20 protein-coding genes are annotated in these 21,346 nt (G+C 60.8%); 10 read left to right on the top strand and 10 right to left on the bottom strand.

Features of this window, described 5'->3' with window-relative positions; translation table 11 throughout:
- Positions 1-208 precede the first annotated feature (208 nt).
- From FYJ74_RS07555 to FYJ74_RS07540, 4 genes are all read right to left on the bottom strand, one after another.
- Positions 209-1,315, bottom strand: coding sequence for an ABC transporter ATP-binding protein (locus FYJ74_RS07555; protein ID WP_154528968.1), 1,107 nt, complete (start codon positions 1,313-1,315; stop codon positions 209-211).
- A 4-nt stretch (positions 1,316-1,319) separates the two neighbouring features.
- Positions 1,320-3,041 carry an ABC transporter permease gene (locus FYJ74_RS07550; RefSeq protein WP_154528967.1) on the bottom strand — a complete coding sequence of 574 codons (1,722 nt, stop codon included), beginning with the start codon at positions 3,039-3,041 and terminating at the stop codon, positions 1,320-1,322.
- Entirely contained in the window at positions 3,038-4,126 is a 1,089-nt protein-coding gene (locus FYJ74_RS07545) for an ABC transporter ATP-binding protein (RefSeq protein ID WP_154528966.1), read from the bottom strand. The genes FYJ74_RS07550 and FYJ74_RS07545 overlap by 4 nt, the downstream gene beginning before the upstream one ends.
- 95 nt (positions 4,127-4,221) lie before the next feature.
- The gene (locus FYJ74_RS07540; protein ID WP_154528965.1) at positions 4,222-5,199 is read right to left on the bottom strand and encodes an ABC transporter substrate-binding protein; all 978 of its coding nucleotides are present in this window, start codon (positions 5,197-5,199) and stop codon (positions 4,222-4,224) included.
- A 284-nt stretch (positions 5,200-5,483) separates the two neighbouring features.
- Here FYJ74_RS07540 and FYJ74_RS07535 point away from each other — a divergent pair, with 284 nt between their 5' ends.
- From FYJ74_RS07535 to FYJ74_RS07525, 3 genes are all read left to right on the top strand, one after another.
- The gene (locus FYJ74_RS07535; RefSeq protein WP_154528964.1) at positions 5,484-6,254 is read left to right on the top strand and encodes an acyl-CoA dehydratase activase; all 771 of its coding nucleotides are present in this window, start codon (positions 5,484-5,486) and stop codon (positions 6,252-6,254) included.
- Positions 6,251-7,393 carry a double-cubane-cluster-containing anaerobic reductase gene (locus FYJ74_RS07530; protein WP_154528963.1) on the top strand — a complete coding sequence of 381 codons (1,143 nt, stop codon included), beginning with the start codon at positions 6,251-6,253 and terminating at the stop codon, positions 7,391-7,393. The genes FYJ74_RS07535 and FYJ74_RS07530 overlap by 4 nt, the downstream gene beginning before the upstream one ends.
- 111 nt (positions 7,394-7,504) lie before the next feature.
- Positions 7,505-8,026: an autotransporter domain-containing protein gene (locus tag FYJ74_RS07525; RefSeq protein WP_154528962.1), complete on the top strand. Its 522-nt coding sequence runs from the start codon at positions 7,505-7,507 to the stop codon at positions 8,024-8,026.
- Positions 8,027-8,199: 173 nt separating this feature from the next.
- Here the strand turns inward: FYJ74_RS07525 and FYJ74_RS07520 are convergent, their stop codons facing one another.
- The gene (locus FYJ74_RS07520) at positions 8,200-8,577 is read right to left on the bottom strand and encodes a DUF488 domain-containing protein (protein ID WP_154528961.1); all 378 of its coding nucleotides are present in this window, start codon (positions 8,575-8,577) and stop codon (positions 8,200-8,202) included.
- Between the two features lie 97 nt (positions 8,578-8,674).
- Between FYJ74_RS07520 and FYJ74_RS07515 the strand changes: the two genes are divergently transcribed.
- From FYJ74_RS07515 to FYJ74_RS07495, 5 genes are all read left to right on the top strand, one after another.
- Positions 8,675-9,148 carry an NUDIX hydrolase gene (locus FYJ74_RS07515; RefSeq protein ID WP_154528960.1) on the top strand — a complete coding sequence of 158 codons (474 nt, stop codon included), beginning with the start codon at positions 8,675-8,677 and terminating at the stop codon, positions 9,146-9,148.
- 11 nt (positions 9,149-9,159) lie between these two features.
- Positions 9,160-9,834, top strand: coding sequence for an HAD family hydrolase (locus FYJ74_RS07510; RefSeq protein ID WP_154528959.1), 675 nt, complete (start codon positions 9,160-9,162; stop codon positions 9,832-9,834).
- Between the two features lie 312 nt (positions 9,835-10,146).
- Positions 10,147-10,587, top strand: a complete 441-nt coding sequence (locus FYJ74_RS07505) for a Dps family protein (protein WP_154528958.1) — start codon at positions 10,147-10,149, stop codon at positions 10,585-10,587.
- A gap of 15 nt (positions 10,588-10,602) precedes the next feature.
- Complete coding sequence (locus FYJ74_RS07500; protein WP_154528957.1) at positions 10,603-11,022, top strand: Fur family transcriptional regulator; 420 nt, start codon at positions 10,603-10,605, stop codon at positions 11,020-11,022.
- A 618-nt stretch (positions 11,023-11,640) separates the two neighbouring features.
- Positions 11,641-12,843 (top strand): DUF819 family protein, encoded by a 1,203-nt coding sequence (locus tag FYJ74_RS07495; protein ID WP_154528956.1) that lies wholly within the window; start codon positions 11,641-11,643, stop codon positions 12,841-12,843.
- A gap of 266 nt (positions 12,844-13,109) precedes the next feature.
- Here the strand turns inward: FYJ74_RS07495 and FYJ74_RS07490 are convergent, their stop codons facing one another.
- The 3 genes from FYJ74_RS07490 to FYJ74_RS07480 form a co-directional block, all read right to left on the bottom strand.
- Entirely contained in the window at positions 13,110-14,498 is a 1,389-nt protein-coding gene (locus FYJ74_RS07490; RefSeq protein WP_154528955.1) for a dihydroorotase, read from the bottom strand.
- Between the two features lie 133 nt (positions 14,499-14,631).
- Positions 14,632-16,011, bottom strand: a complete 1,380-nt coding sequence (locus FYJ74_RS07485; protein ID WP_154528954.1) for an MATE family efflux transporter — start codon at positions 16,009-16,011, stop codon at positions 14,632-14,634.
- 227 nt (positions 16,012-16,238) lie between these two features.
- Complete coding sequence (locus FYJ74_RS07480) at positions 16,239-17,282, bottom strand: aldo/keto reductase (protein WP_154528953.1); 1,044 nt, start codon at positions 17,280-17,282, stop codon at positions 16,239-16,241.
- Between the two features lie 257 nt (positions 17,283-17,539).
- Here FYJ74_RS07480 and FYJ74_RS07475 point away from each other — a divergent pair, with 257 nt between their 5' ends.
- Entirely contained in the window at positions 17,540-17,749 is a 210-nt protein-coding gene (locus FYJ74_RS07475; RefSeq protein ID WP_154528952.1) for a hypothetical protein, read from the top strand.
- Positions 17,749-19,647 (top strand): DNA topoisomerase (ATP-hydrolyzing) subunit B, encoded by a 1,899-nt coding sequence (gene gyrB, locus FYJ74_RS07470; protein ID WP_154528951.1) that lies wholly within the window; start codon positions 17,749-17,751, stop codon positions 19,645-19,647. The genes FYJ74_RS07475 and gyrB overlap by 1 nt, the downstream gene beginning before the upstream one ends.
- 66 nt (positions 19,648-19,713) lie before the next feature.
- Here gyrB and FYJ74_RS07465 read toward each other — a convergent pair whose 3' ends face one another.
- Positions 19,714-20,532, bottom strand: coding sequence for a formate/nitrite transporter family protein (locus FYJ74_RS07465; RefSeq protein WP_154528950.1), 819 nt, complete (start codon positions 20,530-20,532; stop codon positions 19,714-19,716).
- 246 nt (positions 20,533-20,778) lie between these two features.
- Complete coding sequence (locus tag FYJ74_RS07460; RefSeq protein WP_154528949.1) at positions 20,779-21,273, bottom strand: flavin reductase; 495 nt, start codon at positions 21,271-21,273, stop codon at positions 20,779-20,781.
- Positions 21,274-21,346: the final 73 nt, after the last annotated feature.

The raw sequence follows: 21,346 nt of genomic DNA, 5'->3' as shown, positions 1-21,346 counted from the left end.
CGTGAACAGAGTAGCGCGCAGAATATCTTTGGGGCAGTACGAATTCCATCTCAAACGCTGCGCAGTCTGAGCAGCTCGCTTTGTGAATCTCCCTGGCAGCACCGCGAAGTTCGGTCTTTTATTTAAAGAAGAAGCATAAAGCACAAGGAAGCCACTTCGACCGAAAAGGCCGAGGCGGCTTCCTTGTCATGCGATACTGTTCGTGATGTTATACCAGCTGCCGTCTCAGGCGCTCCTTTTCGGCCGCTTCGTCGTCGGCGGGGTACCAGACGGGGTCGGCAAGGCGGACGGCGCACTTTTCGCCCTGACTGAAGGAGACGCGGTGCGGCGTCTGCACTTTCAGGATCTGATTGCCGACGGGGACCAGGTATTCGGTGCGGTCGGTGAGGAAGATGCGCTTTTCCACGTGGGTCTGGTAGCCGTCGCTGCCGCCGCTCAGTTCGATGGCGTTGGGGCGCGCGGCGACGACCATGCGCTCGGCGGCGCCGGCGGGGACGGAGAGGTCGAGCGGGTGCTCGGGATCGCCTTCGGCGTAGGCTCGGCCGTCTCTGACGAGGACGTTGAGGAAGGTGCTCTCGCCGAGGAAGCTGTGCACGAAGCGGTTGGCGGGCTTGTTGTAGAGGTTCTCGGGCGTGTCGATCTGCATGATCCTGCCCATGTCGCAGACCATCATGCGGTCGGAGATGGCCATGGCTTCCGACTGGTCGTGGGTGACGAAGATGATGGTGAAGTTGAACGTGCGCTGCAGCTCTTTGATCTCGAAGCGCATGGACTCGCGCAGTTTGGGGTCGAGATTCGAGAGCGGCTCGTCGAGCAGCATCACCTTGGGGCGCGTGACGATGGCGCGGGCCAGGGCGATGCGCTGCTGCTGCCCGCCGGAGAGGTCGGACGGATAGGAGTTTTCCAGGCCGGTCAGGCTGGTGTGCGCCAGCGCGTCGGCGACCTTGCGGTTAACGTCGGCGCGGTTCATCTTCTGGATGCGCAGCGGGAAGGCGACGTTCTCGAAGACGTTCATGTGCGGCCAGACGGCGAAGGCCTGGAAGACCATGCCGAGGCCGCGCTCTTCCGGCGGCACGTAAAGGTTCTTGCTTTTCACCGAGACGGGGCGGCCGCAGAGTTCGATCTCGCCCTCGCTGAGATCTTCGAAGCCGGCGATCATGCGCAGCGTCGTCGACTTGCCGCAGCCGGAGGGACCGAGGAACGAAAAGCACTCGCCCTCGCGGACGCTGAAGGTGAAGTTGTCCACGGCGACGATGTCGCCGAGCGTTTTTGTGGCGAAGCGTTTGGTGACGCCGCGCAGTACGACCTGATCCATGGCCCTAGACCCCCTTCCGGTCGCGGGTGAAATAGGTGACGACCGCGTTGCAGACGATGATCAGCAGGATCGCCACCGAGCCGAGCGCGGCCGCCTGCGGCATCATGCCGGCGTCGCGCAGCGAATAGATCTGCACGCCCAGCGTGCGCGTGTAAGGCCCGTAGAGCAGCACCGAGGTGGTGACTTCGCGCATGGCGGGCAGAAAGATCAGGAAGAACCCGGCCACCATCGCCGGGCGGATCAGCGGCAGCGTGATGTCTTTCAGGCTCTCGGTGTGCGAGGCGCCGCACGCGCGCGCCGCTTCCTCGAGCGAGGGGTGGACCTGCAGCAGCGCCGCCGACGAGCTCTTCATCGAGAAGGACAGATAGCGCGCCAGATAGGCGACGAGAATGATCCAGATCGTATTGTAGAGGCTGACGCCGCCGAGGCTGCCCGACCAGGCGAGAATGACGCCGACGGCCAGTACCGTGCCGGGGATCGAATACGGCAGCACCGAGAGCACCTCGAGGACGCCGCGGCCGCGCGGGCGGATCTTCTGCACCACGTAGGCGATCAGCGTGCCCAGGAACATGCAGACGACGCCGGCCGTGGACGAGGCGAACAGCGAGTTCTTGATCGAAGCGAAGGTTCCCGAGGCCGAGAAGACCTTGACGTAGTTGTTGAGCGTGAAGTTCTTGGGGATCAGCGGCAGGCCGTAGGCCTTGACCAGTCCGACCAGGAAGATCATCACCAGCGGCACGACGACGATCATCACCAGCGTCGCGACGGCGAGGATCAGCAGCGGGATCTTGGAGCCGCGCAGCTTGATCAGCGTCGGGCGCATCGACTTGCCCTTGATGATGTCGTAGCTGCCGGCGCTGAGCACTTTTTTCTGCACGATCAGAGCCACGGAAACGACCGCCACCAGCAGGATCGACAGCGCCGCGCCCTGGCGGATGCCCTCGAAGCTGCCCTCGGCGCGCTGGATCGTGTCGAAGATCTGCGTCGGCAGCGTGAATATCCCCTGCGAAAAGCCGAGGATCGACGGCACGCCGAAGTGCGCCAGCGACGAGATCAGAATCAGCAGCGCGCCGGCGGAGATAGCCGGCAGCACCAGCGGCAGCGTGATCTTGCGGATCACGGTCATCTGCCGCGCGCCGGCGATGCGGGCGCACTCCTCCAGCGTCGGATCCATGCGCTCGAGCGCGCTGACCACCTGCATGAAGACGAACGGGAAATAGTAGGAAATTTCCACGAAGACGATGCCCCATACCGAGTTGATGTTGAACGGCGCGCCGGCGAGGCCAAGCGTGCGTACCAGCCAGCGGTTCAGATAGCCCGAACGCCCGTTGAGCAGCAAGTCCCAGGCCATGGCCCCCAAAAACGGCGGGAACATGTAGGGAATGCTGAACAGCGCGCGCATCAGCCCCTTGGCGGGGATGTCGCTGCGCCCCAGCAGCCAGGCGTAGAAGACGCCCATGATCGTGCCGAACAGCGTCACCCAGAAGGCGATCTTGACCGTGTTCCACATCGAACCAAGCGTCTTGGGCGCAAGCAGCTGGCTTGCAAACAGCGATGGATCGAAGCGCCCCTGGTAGAAAAAGGCGTGATACACGATCATGAAAATGGGAATGACGACGATCACCAGCAGCAGCGCGAAGCTGAGCAGCGTCATGGCGCCGTCGAGGTTGAAACGGCGGCCGTCGAGTGCCGCCAGATCTTTGTTTCTGCGCAGGCCGAGTCTCATGCCGACACCTCCTGTTTCGCTTCGTAGTAGCGGGGATTGAGCAGACGCAGCCCTACCTCGTCGCCAACATCTGCCGTGCCCTGCCGCGCCGCGTCGAGCGTGCTCTGCTGCACGCGCAGTTCGCGCGCGCCCAGCGTGACGCGGTAGTCGTACTCGCTGCCGAGGAACGTGCGCCGTTCCACGCGGGCGCGCAGCGGCGAGGCGGCGTCGAAAACGACGTCGTTGGGACGCACCCCCAGATCGACGCCGCGGCGTGGATCGAACCCAGCGGGAAGCTCCCCGTCCCACGGCGCGACGCCTGTGCCGGTATCCAGCCCCAGGCCGCCGCCCAGCGCGACGACGGGGATGAAGTTCGACACGCCGATGAACTCGAACGCGAAGCGGTTGGCCGGGCGCAGGATGATGTCCTCGTCCGTGCCGACCTGGCACAGCGAACCGTCCTGCTGCATGACGGCCATCTTGTCGCAGATCTGCAGCGCCGACTGCTGGTCGTGGGTGATGTAGAGGATCGTCGTGCCCAGATTGCGCTGGATCTCGCGGATCTCGAGCAGCATCTGCTCGCGCAGCTTGGCGTCGAGGTTGGTGATCGGCTCGTCCATGACGATCAGGCCGCCGTTGCACACCAGCGCGCGGGCGATGGCGACGCGCTGCTGCTGGCCGCCCGAAAGCTGGCTGGGCAGGTGGGCGGCGTATTCCGTCATGTTGACCTGAGAAAGGGCGTGCATGGCCCGTTTCTCCGCCTCGTCTCTGGGGACGCGGCGTTTCCTGAGCGGGTAGAGCACGTTTTCCTTCACGGTCATGTGCGGCCACACGGCGTAATCCTGAAAGACGATGCCGATGTTGCGCCGCTCCACGGGAACGTTGATCCGCTTTTCGGCGCTGAAAAGGCACTCGTCCCCCACGTAGATCTCTCCCGTCCGCGGGCGGCTCAGCCCCAGAAGGCAGCGCGCCAGCGTGGTCTTGCCGCAGCCCGAGGGGCCGACGAGACAGAGGATCTGCCCGTCCTCCACTTCGAGGCTGAAGTCCTTGAAGATGTCGCGCTCGCCGTAACGGAAGGAGACGTTTTTGAAGATGACTTTGCCCATAAAACTCCTCCTGCTTGAAAGGTTGTACAAAAATGGGGGCAACTGGCGCTGCCCCCATAAATCGAATCGCTTTTTTCGTTTGGAACGAAGCGGCGTTAGCGGAAGATCTTGTCGAACGCGGCGGCGTTCTCTTTCTGCTTGGCGACCACCTCGGCCATGTCGCTGACCATGGCCTTGGCGGCGATGGCGGCCACGTCGGCGTTCTGCGCCACGTCGCCGCGCACCGAGAGCAGATTGTTGGCGACGAGGATCTCCTGCCCTTCCTTGGAAAGGATGAAGTCGTAGAGCAGCTTGCCGTTGGCCTCGTTCTTGCAGTCCTTGACCAGTCCGATGGGGCTGAAGATGGAAACCGTGTCCTCGGGATAGACGAAAGCGATCGGCGAGCCTTCCTTGATCAGGTTGGCGGTGACGTAGTCGAGGCACACGCCGAGCTTGTAGGCGCCGGCCGCGACCTGATTGTGCGTGGCGGTGGTGCCGCTTTCGAAGTAACACTTGTTGGCCTTGAGCTTTTCCATGAACGGTGCGCCGTACTTGGCGTTGGCCATGATCGCGTTGCGCCAGTACTTGGTGGTGCCGGCGGTGTTGGGGTCGGTCATCACGACTTGGTCGTTCCATTTGGGGTCGCAGAGGTCGTTCCACGTCTTGGGCGCGTCGGCGGCTTCGACGTTGAGCGTGTTGTAGGCGATGCCCATGTTCATCATGCGCGCGCCGGTGTAATAGCCCTCGGCGTCGACGAACGCCTTGTCGATCTTCTCCGCTTCGGGCGAGCTGTACGGCTGCAGGATGCCCTGCGCCTTGAACGACACGTAGTTGGTCGGGTCGCCGACCCAGATGATGTCGGCGTCGACGCGACCGGCCTGGGCTTCGGTGGCGATCTTGGTCATGACCTTGCCGGTGCCGGCGAAGTAGTACTCCATGGTGACGCCGGGATATTTCTTTTCGAAACCCTGTTTGATGGCGATCAGCTGGTCTTCCTGCATCGAGGAATAGAGCATGACCGTGCCGGAAGGCTCGGCGGCGGCGCAGGCCGCGAAAGCCAGGCTGAGCGAAAGCGCGGCGACGAACTTTTTCATGACGACGTTTCCTCCTTGGGATTCTTCTCGACGAATTGCCGGAACGCGGCGGCTCCGGCGGACGGCTCGATTATAGCATATCAAGGGGGTTTCAGGACGAGAACCGCCGCTTTTTTCGGAGAGATCGTCGGGATTGTGCCGGCCGTCCCGCGCCGGGAAAAATATTCGGCAGAGCTGCCCGACGCGAACGTAAAAATCCAGTGACTTTCGCTCATTTGTGACGTTGAAAATTATCGTTGTTAAGTTATAATCATTATGCATACTGTAAATTTTGGGAGGCCATCATGAAGCTCGTGCTGGGAATCGACATCGGCTCCACCGCCGTCAAGGGAGTCCTTTACGGCGGCGAGGCGCTGGAGTGGGGCCTCGCGCCGACGGGCTGGAGCCCGCGCGACGCGGGCGAGGCCATGATCGCGGAGCTGCTGCGGCGGCGCGGATTGGACAAGAGCGATCTGGGCGCGCTGATCTCGACGGGGTACGGGCGCCGCGCGCTGACGGCTGCCACGAAGCAGGTCACCGAGATCACCTGCCACGCCCGCGGCGCGCACGAGCTCTGTCCGCAGGCGCGCACGGTGCTCGACATCGGCGGGCAGGACAGCAAGGTGATTCGGCTCGACGAGCGGGGCGGCGTGGTGGATTTCGCCATGAACGACAAGTGCGCCGCCGGCACGGGACGCTTCTTTCAGGTGCTCAGCCACGCGCTGGATTACGACGTCGAAGCGTTCGGCGCCGTTCCGGCCGACGGCCCGAGCGAGCCGCTGTCGAGCATGTGCACCGTCTTCGCCGAGAGCGAAGTGATCGGCAACCTCGCCCGCGGCGTGCCGCGCGAAAACATCGTGCGCGGTCTGCTGAAGAGCATCGCCTCGCGTTCGGCGGGGATGCTCGCCAGGGTGGGGATGAAGCCGCCGCTGTTCTTCTCCGGCGGTTTGTCGCGCAGCCCGTCGCTGCGGGCGTTTTTGGAAAAGGAGCTGGACTGCCCCGTGCAGGTCCACGAAAAATCTCAATTTGCCGGCGCGCTCGGCGCCGCGCTGATTGGCTGGGGGGCCATCGTATGAGAACGATCGAACAGATTGTCGAGGGGATGAGGGAGCACGCCAAGGACGGTCCGGTGCTCATCAAGGAACTGAGCGAAAAGGGCGTGCCCATCGTCGGCACCTACTGCACGTTCGTGCCGTGGGAGATCATCCACGCCGCCGGCGCCGTGTCGGCCTCGCTGTGTTCGCGCAGCCAGAAGCCGATCGCCGCCGCCGAGGAGCGCCTGCCGCGCAACCTCTGCCCGCTGATCAAGGCCAGCTACGGCCACGCCATGACCGATACCTGCCCGTATTTCCACTTCTGCGGGCTGGTCGTCGCCGAGACGACCTGTGACGGCAAGAAGAAGATGTTCGAGCTGCTCAACGACATCAGGCCGGTCTACACGATCCAGCTGCCGCAGCGCGGCGACCGTCCCGAAGATCTGCAGATCATGAAAAAGGAATTCGCGCTCTTCAAGGAGGAGATGGAGCGCTTCACCGGCCATGAGATCACCGACGGCGACCTGCGCGCCGCGATTCGTCTGCGCAACCGCGAGCGTACGGCCTTGCGCGATCTGTGGTCGCTGGCCGAGCTGGAAAATCCGCCGCTGACCGGGCACGAGATCTGGGAGTTCGGCGAGTACATGAGCTTCCACTTCGACAAGGAAGCCTCCATCACCTGGCTCAAGCAGCAGGTCGCCGACCTGCGCGCCGCCGTCGCCGCGGGCGAAGACCGCGGCCTGGGCAAGAAGCCGCGCGTGATGATCACCGGCTGCCCGATCAGCGGCGCCACGAAGGTGATCGACGCCGTGGAAGCGGCCGGCGGACTGGCAGCCTGCTACGAGAACTGCGGCGGCGAAAAGGAGCTTCGCTACCTCGTCGACGAAGACAAGGATCCGCTCGAGGCGCTGGCCGAAAAGTACCTCGGCATCGGCTGTTCGATCATGAGCCCCAACGAGGCGAGACTGGATGCGATCCGCTATTTGGCCGACCTCTATCGCGTCGACGGCGTGCTCGACATGACGCTGACGTCATGCCACACCTACGCCGTCGAGACGTACCGCGTGCGCGAGTTCGTGCACGGCCTCGGCAAGAGCTATCTGGCCGTGGAGACCGATTTCTCCGAGAACGACAAGGAGCAGCTGGCCACGCGCATCGGCGCGTTCATCGAAATGCTCTAGGTTCGAAAAAACGAAACGGCGGCGCCGGGAGCGCGAAAAGCGCCCGGCGCCGCCGTTGTTATTTTGTCCGTTCCCGTATTATAATCAGCCCCGACAGGAGGGGCTTTTCCCATGAAAAAAAGTTCTTCACCGGGGGCGTGTTTGGCGCGCGTTCTGCTGGCGGCCGTTCTCGCGCCGCTGCTTTTGGCGCCGCCGGCGGCCGCCCTGCCGGAGGCGGACGCCGGAACGCGGAAACGGAGCGCGGCGTTTCCGGCCGCGGAGGGCCTGTGGAGCGTCCGCCACCGTTCGCGAAACGGCGGCGCGTGGCTGCGCGCGTGGTTTCACGGCGGCCGCCTCGACAGCCGTCCGGGAATGCCGGACATCACGCTGCGCGGTTCCGGCCTTGCAGCCGGATTCGACCGGCGCCTCGGGCGAGGTACGGACGCCGGGATCGCTCTTGCCGCCGGGCGCATGAAGATGCGCGGCCGCGGCGCGCTGAACGGCACCGACAGCGACAGTTCCAGCCTGGGCGCGTCGCTGTACGCCGTGCGCCATGCCGGGACCTTTACGATCGTCGCCGACGCCGGGCTCGACTGGCAGAACGCCGGCGTGACGGCCGCGGCGGCGGGATCGGTCGGCATCAGCGCAGTCTGAGCGGCTCGTTCGCCCTGCGCTGGGATATGTAATTTCGGCTCAGCGTATTGAACCGGTCTAGCAGCTGTATCGAGGTTGAAATGTTCCACGTGGAACATCGCTTTTTTTTTCAAAAAACGGGCCCGCGCCGAGGACTCCGCTCCGTGTGTCGGACCGGCCTGTCAAGGCGACGCTCAGCGGTCTGCGCCGAGCTCCGACAGCAGCCATTCTTTGAGCACGACCGCTTGGTTGCGGTTGGTGTCCTTGGCGCCGAACAACAGCGTCACGTCCCCTTCCTTCAGGCGCTCGCGGCAGAGTTCCGCGAATGCCGCCGCGGCAGAATTGCCCGCCAGCTCGGTCAGATAGTCGGCGCGGAACTTGGCGAAGCGCGCCGGATCGTGGGCGAACCACGTCCGCAGCGCCGCGCTGGGGGCCACCTCCTTGTTCCACAGATCGAGGGCGGCCTTTTCTTTGGAAAGACCGCGCGGCCACAGCCGGTCCACAAGCGCGCGGAAGCCGTCGTCCGCTTCCGCCGGAAGATACACTCGCTTTGTTTTCAGCGCATGAAGCATCGTACATCCCCTCCTCATCGATCGCCGATGCTTCATTATGAATCTCTTGAGGCTTTTATTCAAGAGACCATCCCGTTACGCACAAGGAGTTAGGCTCATGAAGATCACCACGCTCTGCTACATGGAACGCGGCGGCCGCTGGCTGATGCTGCACCGGACCGTCAAGGAGAACGACGAAAACCGCGACAAGTGGATCGGCGTCGGCGGCAAGCTGGAGGAGGGGGAGAGCCCGGAAGACTGCCTGCGCCGCGAGGTGCGCGAAGAGACCGGCTACGAGCCGACGGAATTCCGCTTCCGCGGTCTGGTCACGTTTGTGTCCGACCGCTGGGGCACGGAGTACATGTGCCTCTACACGGTATCCGGCTTTACGGGAAAACCGCACGACTGCGACGAAGGCGCGCTCGAGTGGGTGCCGAAAGAGCGGGTCGAATCGCTTAACCTCTGGGAAGGCGACAGAATATTTTTGCGCCTGCTCGCAGAGGACGCGCCGTTTTTCTCGCTCAAGCTGCGATACGAGGGCGAACGCCTGGCCGAATGGGCGCTGGACGGCGTTCCGCAACCGCTTGCGTAGGGAGAAAGATCATGGATAAAAAGTTCGCCATCTTCGACATGGACGGCACGCTCGTCGATTCCATGGGCTATTGGCAGCGCATGGAGCGCGAGTACCTGGCCGGGCGCGGCGCGCCGTCCGGGCCGGAGCTCGAAGCCCTGATCGCCCGCCTCAAGCCGATGACGCTGTACGACGCGGCGCGGGCCTTTATCGCCGAGCTGGGATTTTCCGGCACGCCCGAGCATGTCGTCGCCGAGATGAACGGCGTGATGCGCCGCCATTACGAGCGCGACGTTTCGCTCAAGCCGGGCGCGGCGGAGTACCTGCGGCGGCTCAACCGCCGCGGCGCGGCGCTTTGCACCGCTTCGGCCACCAGCGTGCCGCTCGTGAAATTATGCCTGCGCCGCCTCGGCGTCGACCGCGAATTCCGCTTCATGCTCAGCTGCGAAGAAGTCGGCGCCAGCAAAAACCGCCCCGACGTGTACTTCGAGGCGGCCCGCCGCCTCGGTTCCGCTCCGGCGGAAACGGCCGTGTTCGAGGATTCGCTTTCCGCGCTGACGACGGCGAAAAACGCCGGCTTTTACGCCGTCGCCGTCTACGATGCCGCCAGCGCGTCCGACTGGCCGGCGCTGCGGGCTTTGGCCGACGAGTGCGTCGTCGACTGGAGCAAAGCGGCCGCTGGACAGCGCGGCTCCGATCCCATATGAAATGCTGAGGCGAGGCGAACGTTGGCGGTTCGCCTCGCCTCAACCTTTGCGACTGTGGTTCCGCAGAGCGTAAAAGATCTGCCTCCGCAGCCCCCTTCCCCGCCGGGTCGACTTATACTGCAGTATTGAATGGCAAGGGCGTTCTTCACCATGATTTCCTTTCTTGTGCTCTCTGCCCCTGAAAGGAATAAAAAACGTAAAAGATAATGATTCCTGTTATTGACAAATGAAAAATTCGCCGCTATAGTACGACCAGATTCAAAAAAGAGACGTTTTCGTCTCGAACCATAAAAATCCAGGGAGGAATTTTTCATGAACAAGAATCTCGTCAGCAAGATCAACGGCTACATCGCGAACATCGGCGTGTCTTTCGTCAAGATGCACAATCTGCATTGGAACATCGTCGGCTCCCAGTTCAAAGCCGTCCACGAGTATCTCGAATCCGTCTACGACGACTACGCGGACATTCTCGACGAAGCGGCGGAACTGCTGCGCATGAACGGCGAGCTGCCCGCGGCGAGCCTGAAGCAGTATCTCGAACTGGCCAGCGTCAAGGAGATCGAGTCCAAGGAGATCTCGACCGGCGACGCGCTCGGCATTCTCCTCGCCGACATGAAGCTGCTCAGGGACCAGGCCGCGGACATCCGCAAGGCCGCCGAGGCCGAGGACGCGTTCGACGCCGCGAACATGATGGAAGACCACATCAAAGAGTTCGGCAAAAAGATCTGGTTTGTCGAATCGATGACAAAGTAACAAGAAGGGGACAGGATGCCCGAGGAGAAAAAAACACGCCATTCGCAGCAACGGGACATGATTTACGATTATCTGCGCTCTACTCGCGAGCATCCTTCGGCGGAGACCATCTACACGGCGCTCAAGGCGAAAATGCCCAATCTCAGCCTCGGCACCGTCTACCGCAATCTCAAGTTGCTCGAAGAAAACGGGAGAATCCGACGGGTCCCCGCGCTGCAGAACGCGGAACGTTACGACTGCATCTGCTGCGATCACGCCCATTTCGTCTGCACCAAATGCGGCAAAGTCAGGGACCTTGAACCGATCGACGCCCGCGAGGCCGCCGGCGCGTTCACGCTGGAAAAAGGCGACGTGCCCATGAGCGTCTCGCTGACGATCAGCGGCATCTGCGCCGAATGCAGAAAAAACACTTTGGCTCAAACAGGCAAGGGATGAAACGCTTCGACCCCAAAACGAACGAATTAAAAAATCAGCCCGCAGTTCCCCAAGAGGGACTGCGGGCTGATTTTTACACATGCTGCGGCGTTTTGAGCCCGACTGACCGGGATTCTCACGCCTCTCTCATCGCTGCATCGCTCGTTATCGTTATTTACTCTTTTACCCATTCCCTTTTATCGACGTTCCTTCTGCCGCCGGGCCGTATATACAGCAAGTAAAGGACGCTCAAAGGTGAGTGGATGAACTCCCTCGGGGCACTGAACAAACCTTGTCAACGATCCTATTGGAAATCGGTATTGTCCGTTTGTCGCTGGGACGGCTCTGTCTATGGGGACGGCGTAATCTCCTATGCCGGCTTTCGACGTGCTGTACTTTTTTCATCAGAGAATATATGCTTGACATATTAGTATGCTTATTGTATATTAACATAGATTAAATTTAAATATTTAATATTAATTTAACTGCTGAGTCGATATTAATTGAATTGGATAATATTGTTAAATCTTATATCGCGAACAGCAGGGGGCGATGCCACATCAAATTTTAGCGCGATGCCGGAAGCGTCATTTTCATAAAGAGATATTCCGATTTTTCTAGAAAGGTTTGGTGATTCTCATGACATCTTTAATCCAGCCTACTGATACGATTTATATCTGGGCAGTGCTGTTGTGCGTAGTTCTCGGAGTTAATTGGCTTGATCAACGTTTCAAGAGCATCAACAAACTGGGGACCATATTTCTTTATGTGATAGCGGGAGTTATTTTAGCGAACATGCATATTCTTCCCTTCTCTTCTCCCGTTTACAAATCATTCTCGGGAATCCTGGTGCCTCTTGCTATACCTATGCTGCTTTTTAAATCCAATCTTCGCAAAATCTATGAGGAAAGCGGAAAAGTTTTCATTGCTTTCAATCTCACCGCCATCTCTTCCATCGCCGCAGCTTTTATCTACGGCCCCGTGCTCCGCAGCTGGGGGATGCAGGAGATCCCCGGCTTTACGGCCATGTATGCTGCGGGAGCCATCGGCGGCACAGTCAACATTATCGCCATGGGAGGGACGTTCGGAGTCAGCGAGGAGTTGATCAGCGCGACGACGATGCTCGCCAACTTCACTCTCGGCATCGTTCTGTTCGTATTATCTTTCACGGCCGGCACCCGCACCTATAGACGCTGGTTTAAACATCCTCACATCGATGAACGCGAGGCAGCAATCCTCGCCGATCCGGAGGCGGCGACGAAACCGTTCTCCGCCGTGTTCTGGAAAGACAAAGGCATCTCTTTACTCGACGTCCTCAAAACCTTTACGACGGCGTTTGTCATTCTCGCCGTGAGCCGCCTGATCGCCAACGCGGTTGTTGCCATGAAACCGCCTTTTGTCATCAAGCAGCTTTTCGGCAGCATCTGGCTTGTCATGACCACGCTGTCTGTTCTGGGAGCCACTTTTATGCCGAAGTGGTTTTCCTCGCTGAAATTCGGCGAAGAATTCGGATTGATTCTCATGTCTTTGTGGTTCGTCACGGTAGGAACGGCAGCCAACGTCTACAAGCTGGGGCAGTACGGCCTCTTCGTGCTGTTTGCCTTTGCGGTCACTCTGGCATGCCACCTGGTGCTATCTTTCCTTCTCGGGAAGATATTCAACATCAATTTGGAAGACATCTGCTGCTCTATCGCGGCGAATATCGGCGGGCCATCGACGACCGCGTCGCTCGCGATCAGCCAGGGCTGGAGCAATATTATCGCGCCAGCCATTCTATGCGCCCTTTACGGGTATGTTATCGGTAACTATCTGGGCGTGTTTATCGGCAATTGCTTCATGTAAATTGAGCGTCCAGGATTGTTAAAAAAGCAGATCGGGCCGCGCAGACCGCTTTGTGGATTCCCTTCGCCGCGCTCGTGCGCTCTGTCTTTTAATTAAAGAACAGCATACGCTTGGACGTCGTATGTCTGTCCTACGGCGTTCTTTGCGGGAGGGTCTTTTCACGTCGGACGCCAAAACTTTATAAGCAGAAACGGAAAGACGGGAAGCGGTCGGTGGAGCTAAGCCACCGACCGCTTCCCGTCTGCCAGAGACAGCGACGCGATTCTTCAACGACCGAAAAGGGAAATAACGGAAGCGCTCAGACCAGCGTTCTTCACAGCCTGACAGCCCTGCTCGGTAGTCAGAACCGTAGCGCCCTGCCCGACGACAAGTCCCCTGTACATCACGATTTTTCCAGCGACAATCGTCATCAACACGTCATGGCAGAGCTCGTCGATTACAGTAATATCCGCGTCAGCTCCCTCGCCAAGGTGTCCTTTGCCGCTCAAGCCGAGCATTTTAGCGGTGTTGAAAGATGTCTTCGCGACAAATTCCTTGAGAGAAAGCTCTCCCCATTTTACCAGCGCGAGCCCCTGCGGCACGATTTCGTTGCGAGGGATGCCGCCGCCGTCGCTACTGAAGGCGTTTACTACGAAACTTCCATCTCTTTTTCGTCCGGCGGCGATCAAATAGCGGCTTGAACCGGGATTCACCCTGAAACTGACCGTTCCCGCCTTGTCGGCCGCCAGCCAGTTTTCCACGCCGTCCTGGCCGGATACGAGGACGTTGATCCCCGATCTCTCGAGAACAAAATTGGCCCAGCCGTCTTGAATCGCTTTGCGCAGCCCGTCTTCCGTAGGGGCGTAGCTCGCGAGTTCCAGACACCGCCGCGTTACCAGGCTCTCGGGAACTCCGTCCGTACACTTCGCGCTCGTGCCGTTGTAGGGGGACAGATAGGACTCGGCAAAAACGTTCGGGTATTCCTGCAGGCGCCGAAGCGCGGCGACGGCCTCGTTTTCCGGAATGTCGAACTGACCGCGGCAGTAACTGTTGATATGGGCCAGATGCATTCGATTTTTGCCGGCCAGCGCCAAAGCTTCTTCCATGCCCTTCAGGTTGGAGCCGTTCTCGAGAGTACCCGCGTGGAAGGCGACGTATGCGCCGCTGTCGTTGGCTGTTTCGATCGCTCGCCGGGTCGCTTCTGGAGAAAGCGGATAGTGTCCCCCCAGGAGCTTGTAACCGATAGCTCCGCTTGTCAGGGAGTCCTGTAAAAAACGCTGTAGTTCGGACGCAGACGGGTCGCTGTCCTCAACGGTGTATCCGGGGCGGATAGAATTCAAGCAGCAAATATTGAGCCCCGCGCCGTATTTTCTCGCAAGCGCCAGAGTCGTATCCACCGGGCCGGCAAGATCGAACGCCGTCGTTACTCCGGCGAGAGCCAGCATCTTATGCGCCGCCCGGCCGCCCAGCCACGCGGAAGCGTGCATGTGGGGATCGATAACGCCGGGCACGACCAAAGCCCCCTGTAGATCGAACAGTTCCGATGCGAGGTCGGAACGAATCTCCGTTTTCACCTCTTCAACTTTTCCCCCGAGGATCCCTATGTCCATCACTGCTTCGATGTCGTTCTTGAAATCGACCAGATGACAGTTTTTTAAAAGAACGTCGAATTTCATTTTTTATTTTCTCCTGCAATGAGAGTTGAGGCTGCGTTGAGGATCTGTTGGGATACGGCCCCTCGATTTATCGCGATACGAAAACATGAGCAATATTTTCTACTTACTTTTTCAGATTTCGCCAGAAAAAACGTTACACTTGAGGCTCCGCCTTGTGACCGGCGCGGAGGATGCTGCGCTGCATCCAGTTTCCTTTCCAGTGGTAGAGCAGAAAGAAGACGGACGTCAGCGCCCAGCTGACCGGGTAGCCGATGAAAACGGTACGGACGCTGCGGCTGAACGGCACCGCGAACCAGATCCAGAGCAGACGGAAGCCGCAGATCCCCAGCGCCGTCATCGCCATGGGCACGAAGGAATCTCCGGTGCCGCGCATGCCGCTGGCCAGCGCGCCGATAGGGACAAAGGTAAAGTACCAGGGGGCGATGAGCCAGATGATCTCCATGCCGATGGAGATCACGGCGGGATCGTCGGTGAAAATCCCGTAAAGCGACGCGCCCCAAGTCACGAAAGCCGCGCCGAAAAACAGCGAGAGCGCCGTCCCCAGCGCCGCGCTCACGCCGATGCTGCGCAGGACGCGGTCATATTTGCGGGCGCCGAAATTCTGTCCGGAAAACGTCGACACGGCCACGCCGAGCGCGTTGATGATCAGCCAGTAGACGCGGTCGACCTTGCCGCAGACCGTCCACGCCGCCACGGTATCGACGCCGAAGCTGTTGACCGTAGACTGGATGACGATATTGGAAAGCGAATACATCGTCGATTGGAGCCCTGAAGGCAAGCCGATGCGGACCACGCTGCCGAGGATCACGCGGTCGGGGCGGAAGAGCCCGCGCAGGCGAAGCCGGAAAGCTCCCGATTCATGCGCCAGAAAGATCCACACGCCCGCGGCGCTGGCCAGCTGCGACAGGACCGTGGCGCAGGCCGCGCCCGCCACGCCCCAGCCCCAAAAGACGACGAAGACGACGTCGCCCGCGATGTTGACGGCCGTCGCCAGCACGAGCAGGTAGAAGGGACGCTTGGAATCGCCCTTGGCGCGCAGTACGGCGGCTCCCATGTTGTAGACGAACGTGAACAGGATCCCGCCGAAGTAGATCCGCAGATAATTCACGGCGTGGGGCAGCACTTCCGGCGGCGTGTCCATCGCCGTCAGCGCCGGCCCCGCCAGAAAAACGCCGAACAGCGACATCGCCGTCCCCGCCGCGATCGACAGCGCCATGGACGTGTGCACGGCCCGCGAAGCGCCGACGGGATCGTTGGCGCCGAAAAACTGCGCGATCACCACCGTGGCCCCCGAGCAGAGACCGATGAAGAACCCCAGCAGCAAATTGACCAGATAGCCGGAAGGGCCGCCGACGGCCGCCAGCGCCTCCTTGCCGAGGAAGCGGCCGACGATGATGGCGTCGACGGTGTTGTAGAGCTGCTGAAAGAACGTTCCCAGCAGGATCGGGAAGAAAAAAATCAGCAGCTGCTTCCAGATCACGCCCTCGATGATTTGTCTGTTTTCCCCGTCCATTTCGTCTCACCGCTCCGCTCAAAGCCGCGCCGCCGAATTGATAGTACTCATCTCTGACTCAAGCGACGAATGTTCTCCAAGCCCCCGAGAGAGATCCGCATCGCACGCTGCGCGGACGGCGCCGCTCGCTTTGTGAATCTCCCTCGCAGCGCCCTTATTCGGCTTTTAATTTAAGAAATAGTATCAGCCGTGCGACGTAGCCCCCCATCAACGTTCGTTGCGGAAGTTCAGGCTTTCGTCCCCTCCGCTTGGGCGGCCAGCCAGCCGGCGCGGAAGCTTTTGTAGTCGGCCAGGTTGTCCGCCAGCAGCTGGGGCGTGTCGAGCCCGTAAGGGCAGCGGCTCTTGCAGGCGTCGCAGTGCAGGCACTCTTCGATGCGCATCATCATGGCGTTAGTCTTTTCGGACATCAGCGGCGGCACCGGCGCCCGACGCAGGAGCAGGCTCATGCGCGCAGCCGTCTGGATTTCGATGCCGGCGGCGCAGGGCTGACAATAGCCGCAGCCGTGGCAGAAATTGCCGGACAGCTCGCGACGCTCTTTTTCGATTTCCGCCGCCCAGTCCTCGGAGCGCGGCGGATTTTTTTCCAGTTCCAGAAACTGATCGAGCTCGCTCTCGCGCTGTACGCCCCAGATGGGCACCACGAACGGATATTTCTTCATGAACACGAAAGCCGCTTCGGCGTGCGCGATCAGGCCGCCGGCCATCCCTTTCATGGCGATGAAGCCCATGCCGCGTTCGTGCGCCAGACAGGCCAGGTCGACGTCTTCCTGCGGCGCGATGCAGGTGAGCGGGAACTGGAGCGTGTCGTACCGTCCCGACAGCACGGCGGTGCGGCCCCGCTCGCGGCCGTGGTTGGTGATGCCGATGAAGCGCACGTAGCCGCGTTTTTTCGCCTCCACGCAGGCGGCGTAGGTGCCGTTCGGATCGTCGGGATCGGGCAGCGTCGCCGGATTGTGCAGCTGAATAAGGTCGATGTAATCGGTCTTCATGCGCTTCAGGCTGAGCTGGATATGTTCCAGCACGGTCTTATAATCTTTGCCGCCGCTCTTGGTGGAGATGACGATTTTACCGCGCACGTCCGCCAGGGCGGCGCCGATCTTCTCTTCGCTGTCGCTGTAAGCGTTGGCGGTGTCGAAATAGTTGATGCCGTGATCGTATGCCTTGCGCAGCAGATAAGCTGCGTCCTTCAGCGGGATGCGTTGAATCGGCAGCGCCCCGAATCCGCAGGCGCTGACCATCAGCCCGGTTCTCCCCAGTCTGATCTTGTCCATGGCATGACCCCCCCTCCTCATGTTGAACGGATGACCGTGAGCCTACTATATCACGCTGCGCTGCAAAATCAAAACAGGTGCCGCAGTTTTCGCAAGGGAACGAAGATCCCCAAAAAGCGGTCTCCGGCGCCGGCATTTCTTGTCCTGAATGTTGGTCAAAAGGCGCGCAGAAGCCGAAGATTCGTCGTTTTTTCTGGTATAATAAATTGGTTCTGGTTTCGTAAATCTGCCCGCGCGGCGTTGGAAGGGGGCGCGGCATGTTCATTCCCATCGAAGGCGAGGACTGTATTTTTCTCGAGAACGTGGTTGCGCTGGTCCACGACGAAGGGCGCACCACGGTTTATTATGGCGACGGACATACCAGCGTGACGGGCTTCCGCCCGGAGACGCTGAGGCGGCGCTATCGGGAATTGATGAGGGGGGCGCGGCATGCGGAGCTTCCCCGTTCACAGGAGGTCAATGATTGATGAGCACTCAGTACACAGCCGAAGACATACAAATTCTGGAAGGGCTCGATCCCGTCCGCAAACGGCCGGGCATGTACATCGGCGATACGACGACGAGGGGACTCCACCACTGTGTGTACGAGGTGGTCGACAATTCGGTCGACGAGGCGCTGGCCGGCTTCTGCTCGGAAATCACGGTGACGCTTCACGCCGACCAGAGCGTCAGCGTGTCCGACGACGGCCGCGGCATTCCCGTGGATCCGCATCCCTCCAACGGACGTCCCGCCCTCGAAGTGGTGCTGACGGTGCTGCACGCGGGCGGCAAGTTCGACAATCACAACTACAAGATCTCCGGCGGCCTGCACGGCGTCGGCGTCTCGGTCGTGAACGCGCTTTCGGAATGGCTGGAGGTCACAGTCTACCGCGACGGCAGGGAATGGCACGAGCGCTTCGAGCGCGGCGTTCCCGTTTCCGGTCTGACCGGCGGCACGCCGACGACGAAGCGCGGCACGACGGTGACGTTCAAGCCCGACGCGGAAATTTTCGACGAGGTCGCCTTTTCGTCCGAGACGCTGGGCAATCGCTTCCGCGAGATGGCCTTCCTGATCCCCGGGCTCAAGTTCGTCTTCGTCGACGAAGCCGGAGGCAAGACCTGGACATATCATTACGAAGGCGGCGTCTCGGAGTTCGTCGCCTACATCAACAAGGGCAAACAGACGCTGACGCCCAAGCCGATCGTCATCCGCGGCGAAAGGGACGGCGTGGCGGTAGAAGTCGGTTTTCAGTATACCGACGAGTACATCGAGCGGCTTTACTCTTTTGCCAACCTGATCAACACCATCGAAGGCGGCACTCACGTGGCAGGCCTGCGCAGCGCTCTGACCCGCGGCATCAACGAAGGGGCCCGCCGCGCCGGCGTGCTCAAGGAGAAGGACGAGAACCTCTCCGGCGATGACCTGCGCGAAGGACTGACCTGCGTGCTCTCCGTCAAACTGGGCAATCCCCAGTTCGAAGGGCAGACCAAGACCAAGCTGGGCAACGGCAACGTCAAGGGCATCGTCGACTCGCTCCTGTACGACGGCATCTTGCAGGCGCTTGAAGAAGAGCCGTCGGTGATCAAGCCGATCGTCGAGAAGGCCATCAAGGCCCGCCAGGCCCGCGAAGCCGCCAAGAAAGCCCGCGAGCTCGTGCGCAAATCGGCGCTGAGCGGCCTTTCGCTGCCGGGCAAGCTGGCCGACTGTTCCAGCCGCACCGCCGAGAACTGCGAAGTCTACATCGTCGAGGGCGACTCGGCCGGCGGCAGCGCCAAACAGGGACGCGACCGCAAGTTCCAGGCCATCCTGCCCCTGCGCGGCAAGATCCTCAACGTCGAGAAGGCGCGCATGGACAAGATGCTCGGCAGCAAGGAAATCCGCGTCATCATCCAGGCGCTGGGCTGCGGCATCGGCGAGGACTTCGACATCGGCAAGCTGCGCTACAACAAGATCATCATCATGACCGACGCCGACGTCGACGGCGCCCACATCAGCACGCTGCTGCTGACGTTCTTCTTCCGCCACATGCGCGAGCTGATCGAAAAAGGCCATATCTATCTGGCCGTGCCGCCGCTCTACCGCGTGCAGGTCGGCAAGAAAGTGGACTATCTTTACAGCGACAAAGAGCTGCGCAAAGTCATGGACGGCCTTGCGGCCGACGGCAAAAAAGCCGCCGTGCAGCGCTACAAGGGCCTGGGCGAGATGAATCCCGGCCAGCTCTGGGAGACGACGATGGATCCGGCCACGCGCCTGCTCAAGCAGATCGAGCTGGACGACCTGGCCGGCGCCGACGAGTACTTCGACATTCTCATGGGCGATCGCGTCGAACCTCGCCGCCAGTTTATCGAACAGCACGCCCATGAAGTGCGCAATCTGGACGTGTGATTTCCGCCGGCAAAAAAGCTTCAGCCGAACGCAAACGTTCGGCTGAAGCTTTTTTGTTTTTTCGATTCATGTTTTCTTTTTTGCGAAGCAGCCCCACATCAGCGCGCCGAACAGCACGCCGCCGACGACGTTGCCCAACGTCACGGGCAGAAGGTTGTCGGCGAGGAAATTTTTCCACGTCAATCCGCTCAGATCAAGGCCGGCATCCGCCGCTTTCTGCGCGTACAGCGGCACGTTCTTTGCGAACAGAGCGGCGGGGACGTAGAACATATTCGCCACGCTGTGTTCGAAGCCGCACATGACGAAAAACGCCACGGGAAAGTATGCGCCTGCGGCGCGCCCGCACAGGTCTTTGCCGGAAAAAGCCGACAGCACGGCCGCACAGACAAGGACATTGCACAGCGCTCCCAACAGCACGGCCGGGGCAAAAGCCAGCGCGCACTTCGCGGCCGCGAGCTTCATCGTGAAGAGGGCCAGCCCGCCGTCGGAGAAGTGCAGCTGCCCTGCATAAACGCACGCGGCCGCGGTCAGCGCCGCGCCGGCGAAATTCCCGACGTAGGCGCAGCCCCAGTTGCGCAGCATGCCGCCGACTGTCGCCGTGCCGTCGAGCACGGCGATGGAGATGAGGCAGTTGCCTGTGAACAGCTCTGTGCCCAGCAGGATCACCATGATCAAGCCAAAAGGGAAGACCAGTCCCGACAGCAGGCGAACCGATGCGGCGGCGCCGGCGTTGTGCGAAATCACGTTCGTCGCCGCCGCCGCTGTGGCGATGCAGAATCCCGCCAGCATGCTCAGCAGCAAGATTTTCCATGCGGGCAGACGCGTTTTCGCGGCTCCCGCCGCGGCATAATTGGCGACGACTTCCGCCGGGGAAAACAGGTTCATCGTTCCGCCTCGGGCACCGCCGCGCGGCCTTCGAGGATATGTCTCATATCACAGCACGCTCCGTTTCTCTTCCTAGATACTCGTTATCGATTAGAAATCTTCCGTGACGATTGTCATACTTGTCGCGCCCTGAAGCGAGCTTCACACTGCGACGAGCCCTTCCGGACGGCGCGGTGAAAATCCGGACGCGCCCTTTGCGAACGCCTCTGTTTTTCAGTCCCCTCCGCACCGCCGGCGGACGGTCATTTAACTCTCGACGAAGCCGACGACTTCGCCGATGTAGATCGTGTGGGGCGCTTCTTCGGCGTAATAGGCTTTGGCCGCGTCGGCGGGGATGTTTGCCAGCTCCATGTCGTGACGGTAGATTTTTTTGCAGATCAGCGTCAGTTCGGCCTGGGCGAAGGTGACGCCGTGTTCGACCGCCTGCGGCGTCAGACGGGTCAGCGCCACCTTGTCGCCGTCGCGCCCCGATTTGGAGCCGAGGATCATCAGGTCGCGGCGGTATTCTTTGGGATAGAAGCCGACGGTGAAATGATCGTTTTCGTCCATGAAGCCGTGGGTGTAGCGGACGGGCTTGACGAAAACCGTGACGACGTTTTTGTTCCACAGCGTGCCCAGCTGCCCCCAGCCGATGGTCATGACGTTGTAATTGCCGATCGAGCCGGCCGCCAGCAGCGCCCAGTCCTTGTTGAAAAGTTCGAAAACGTTCGCGTTCAATTCGTCGATGTTTTTCACGATCATGACCTCCCATGAATGACGCCGGGCAAAATTGCCCCGGCGCGGAATCCGCTTTTTCGAGCGCGGCGCGCAGAGC

It is taken from the genome of Pyramidobacter porci (genome assembly GCF_009695745.1).
Taxonomy (GTDB): domain Bacteria; phylum Synergistota; class Synergistia; order Synergistales; family Dethiosulfovibrionaceae; genus Pyramidobacter; species Pyramidobacter porci.
Note: the sequence above shows the minus strand (reverse complement) of the source record. Positions and strands in the feature narration are given on the sequence as shown.

Coding starts and splice junctions, on each gene's coding strand:
- FYJ74_RS07475 (WP_154528952.1), top strand. CDS start 17,540: ATGTTCATTCCCATCGAAGGCGAGGACTGTATTTTTCTCGAGAACGTG.
- FYJ74_RS07485 (WP_154528954.1), bottom strand. CDS start 16,011: ATGGACGGGGAAAACAGACAAATCATCGAGGGCGTGATCTGGAAGCAG.
- gyrB (WP_154528951.1), top strand. CDS start 17,749: ATGAGCACTCAGTACACAGCCGAAGACATACAAATTCTGGAAGGGCTC.
- FYJ74_RS07510 (WP_154528959.1), top strand. CDS start 9,160: ATGGATAAAAAGTTCGCCATCTTCGACATGGACGGCACGCTCGTCGAT.
- FYJ74_RS07545 (WP_154528966.1), bottom strand. CDS start 4,126: ATGGGCAAAGTCATCTTCAAAAACGTCTCCTTCCGTTACGGCGAGCGC.
- FYJ74_RS07460 (WP_154528949.1), bottom strand. CDS start 21,273: ATGATCGTGAAAAACATCGACGAATTGAACGCGAACGTTTTCGAACTT.
- FYJ74_RS07530 (WP_154528963.1), top strand. CDS start 6,251: ATGAGAACGATCGAACAGATTGTCGAGGGGATGAGGGAGCACGCCAAG.
- FYJ74_RS07465 (WP_154528950.1), bottom strand. CDS start 20,532: ATGAACCTGTTTTCCCCGGCGGAAGTCGTCGCCAATTATGCCGCGGCG.
- FYJ74_RS07495 (WP_154528956.1), top strand. CDS start 11,641: ATGACATCTTTAATCCAGCCTACTGATACGATTTATATCTGGGCAGTG.
- FYJ74_RS07555 (WP_154528968.1), bottom strand. CDS start 1,315: ATGGATCAGGTCGTACTGCGCGGCGTCACCAAACGCTTCGCCACAAAA.
- FYJ74_RS07520 (WP_154528961.1), bottom strand. CDS start 8,577: ATGCTTCATGCGCTGAAAACAAAGCGAGTGTATCTTCCGGCGGAAGCG.
- FYJ74_RS07480 (WP_154528953.1), bottom strand. CDS start 17,282: ATGGACAAGATCAGACTGGGGAGAACCGGGCTGATGGTCAGCGCCTGC.
- FYJ74_RS07515 (WP_154528960.1), top strand. CDS start 8,675: ATGAAGATCACCACGCTCTGCTACATGGAACGCGGCGGCCGCTGGCTG.
- FYJ74_RS07550 (WP_154528967.1), bottom strand. CDS start 3,041: ATGAGACTCGGCCTGCGCAGAAACAAAGATCTGGCGGCACTCGACGGC.
- FYJ74_RS07525 (WP_154528962.1), top strand. CDS start 7,505: ATGAAAAAAAGTTCTTCACCGGGGGCGTGTTTGGCGCGCGTTCTGCTG.
- FYJ74_RS07505 (WP_154528958.1), top strand. CDS start 10,147: ATGAACAAGAATCTCGTCAGCAAGATCAACGGCTACATCGCGAACATC.
- FYJ74_RS07540 (WP_154528965.1), bottom strand. CDS start 5,199: ATGAAAAAGTTCGTCGCCGCGCTTTCGCTCAGCCTGGCTTTCGCGGCC.
- FYJ74_RS07490 (WP_154528955.1), bottom strand. CDS start 14,498: ATGAAATTCGACGTTCTTTTAAAAAACTGTCATCTGGTCGATTTCAAG.
- FYJ74_RS07500 (WP_154528957.1), top strand. CDS start 10,603: ATGCCCGAGGAGAAAAAAACACGCCATTCGCAGCAACGGGACATGATT.
- FYJ74_RS07535 (WP_154528964.1), top strand. CDS start 5,484: ATGAAGCTCGTGCTGGGAATCGACATCGGCTCCACCGCCGTCAAGGGA.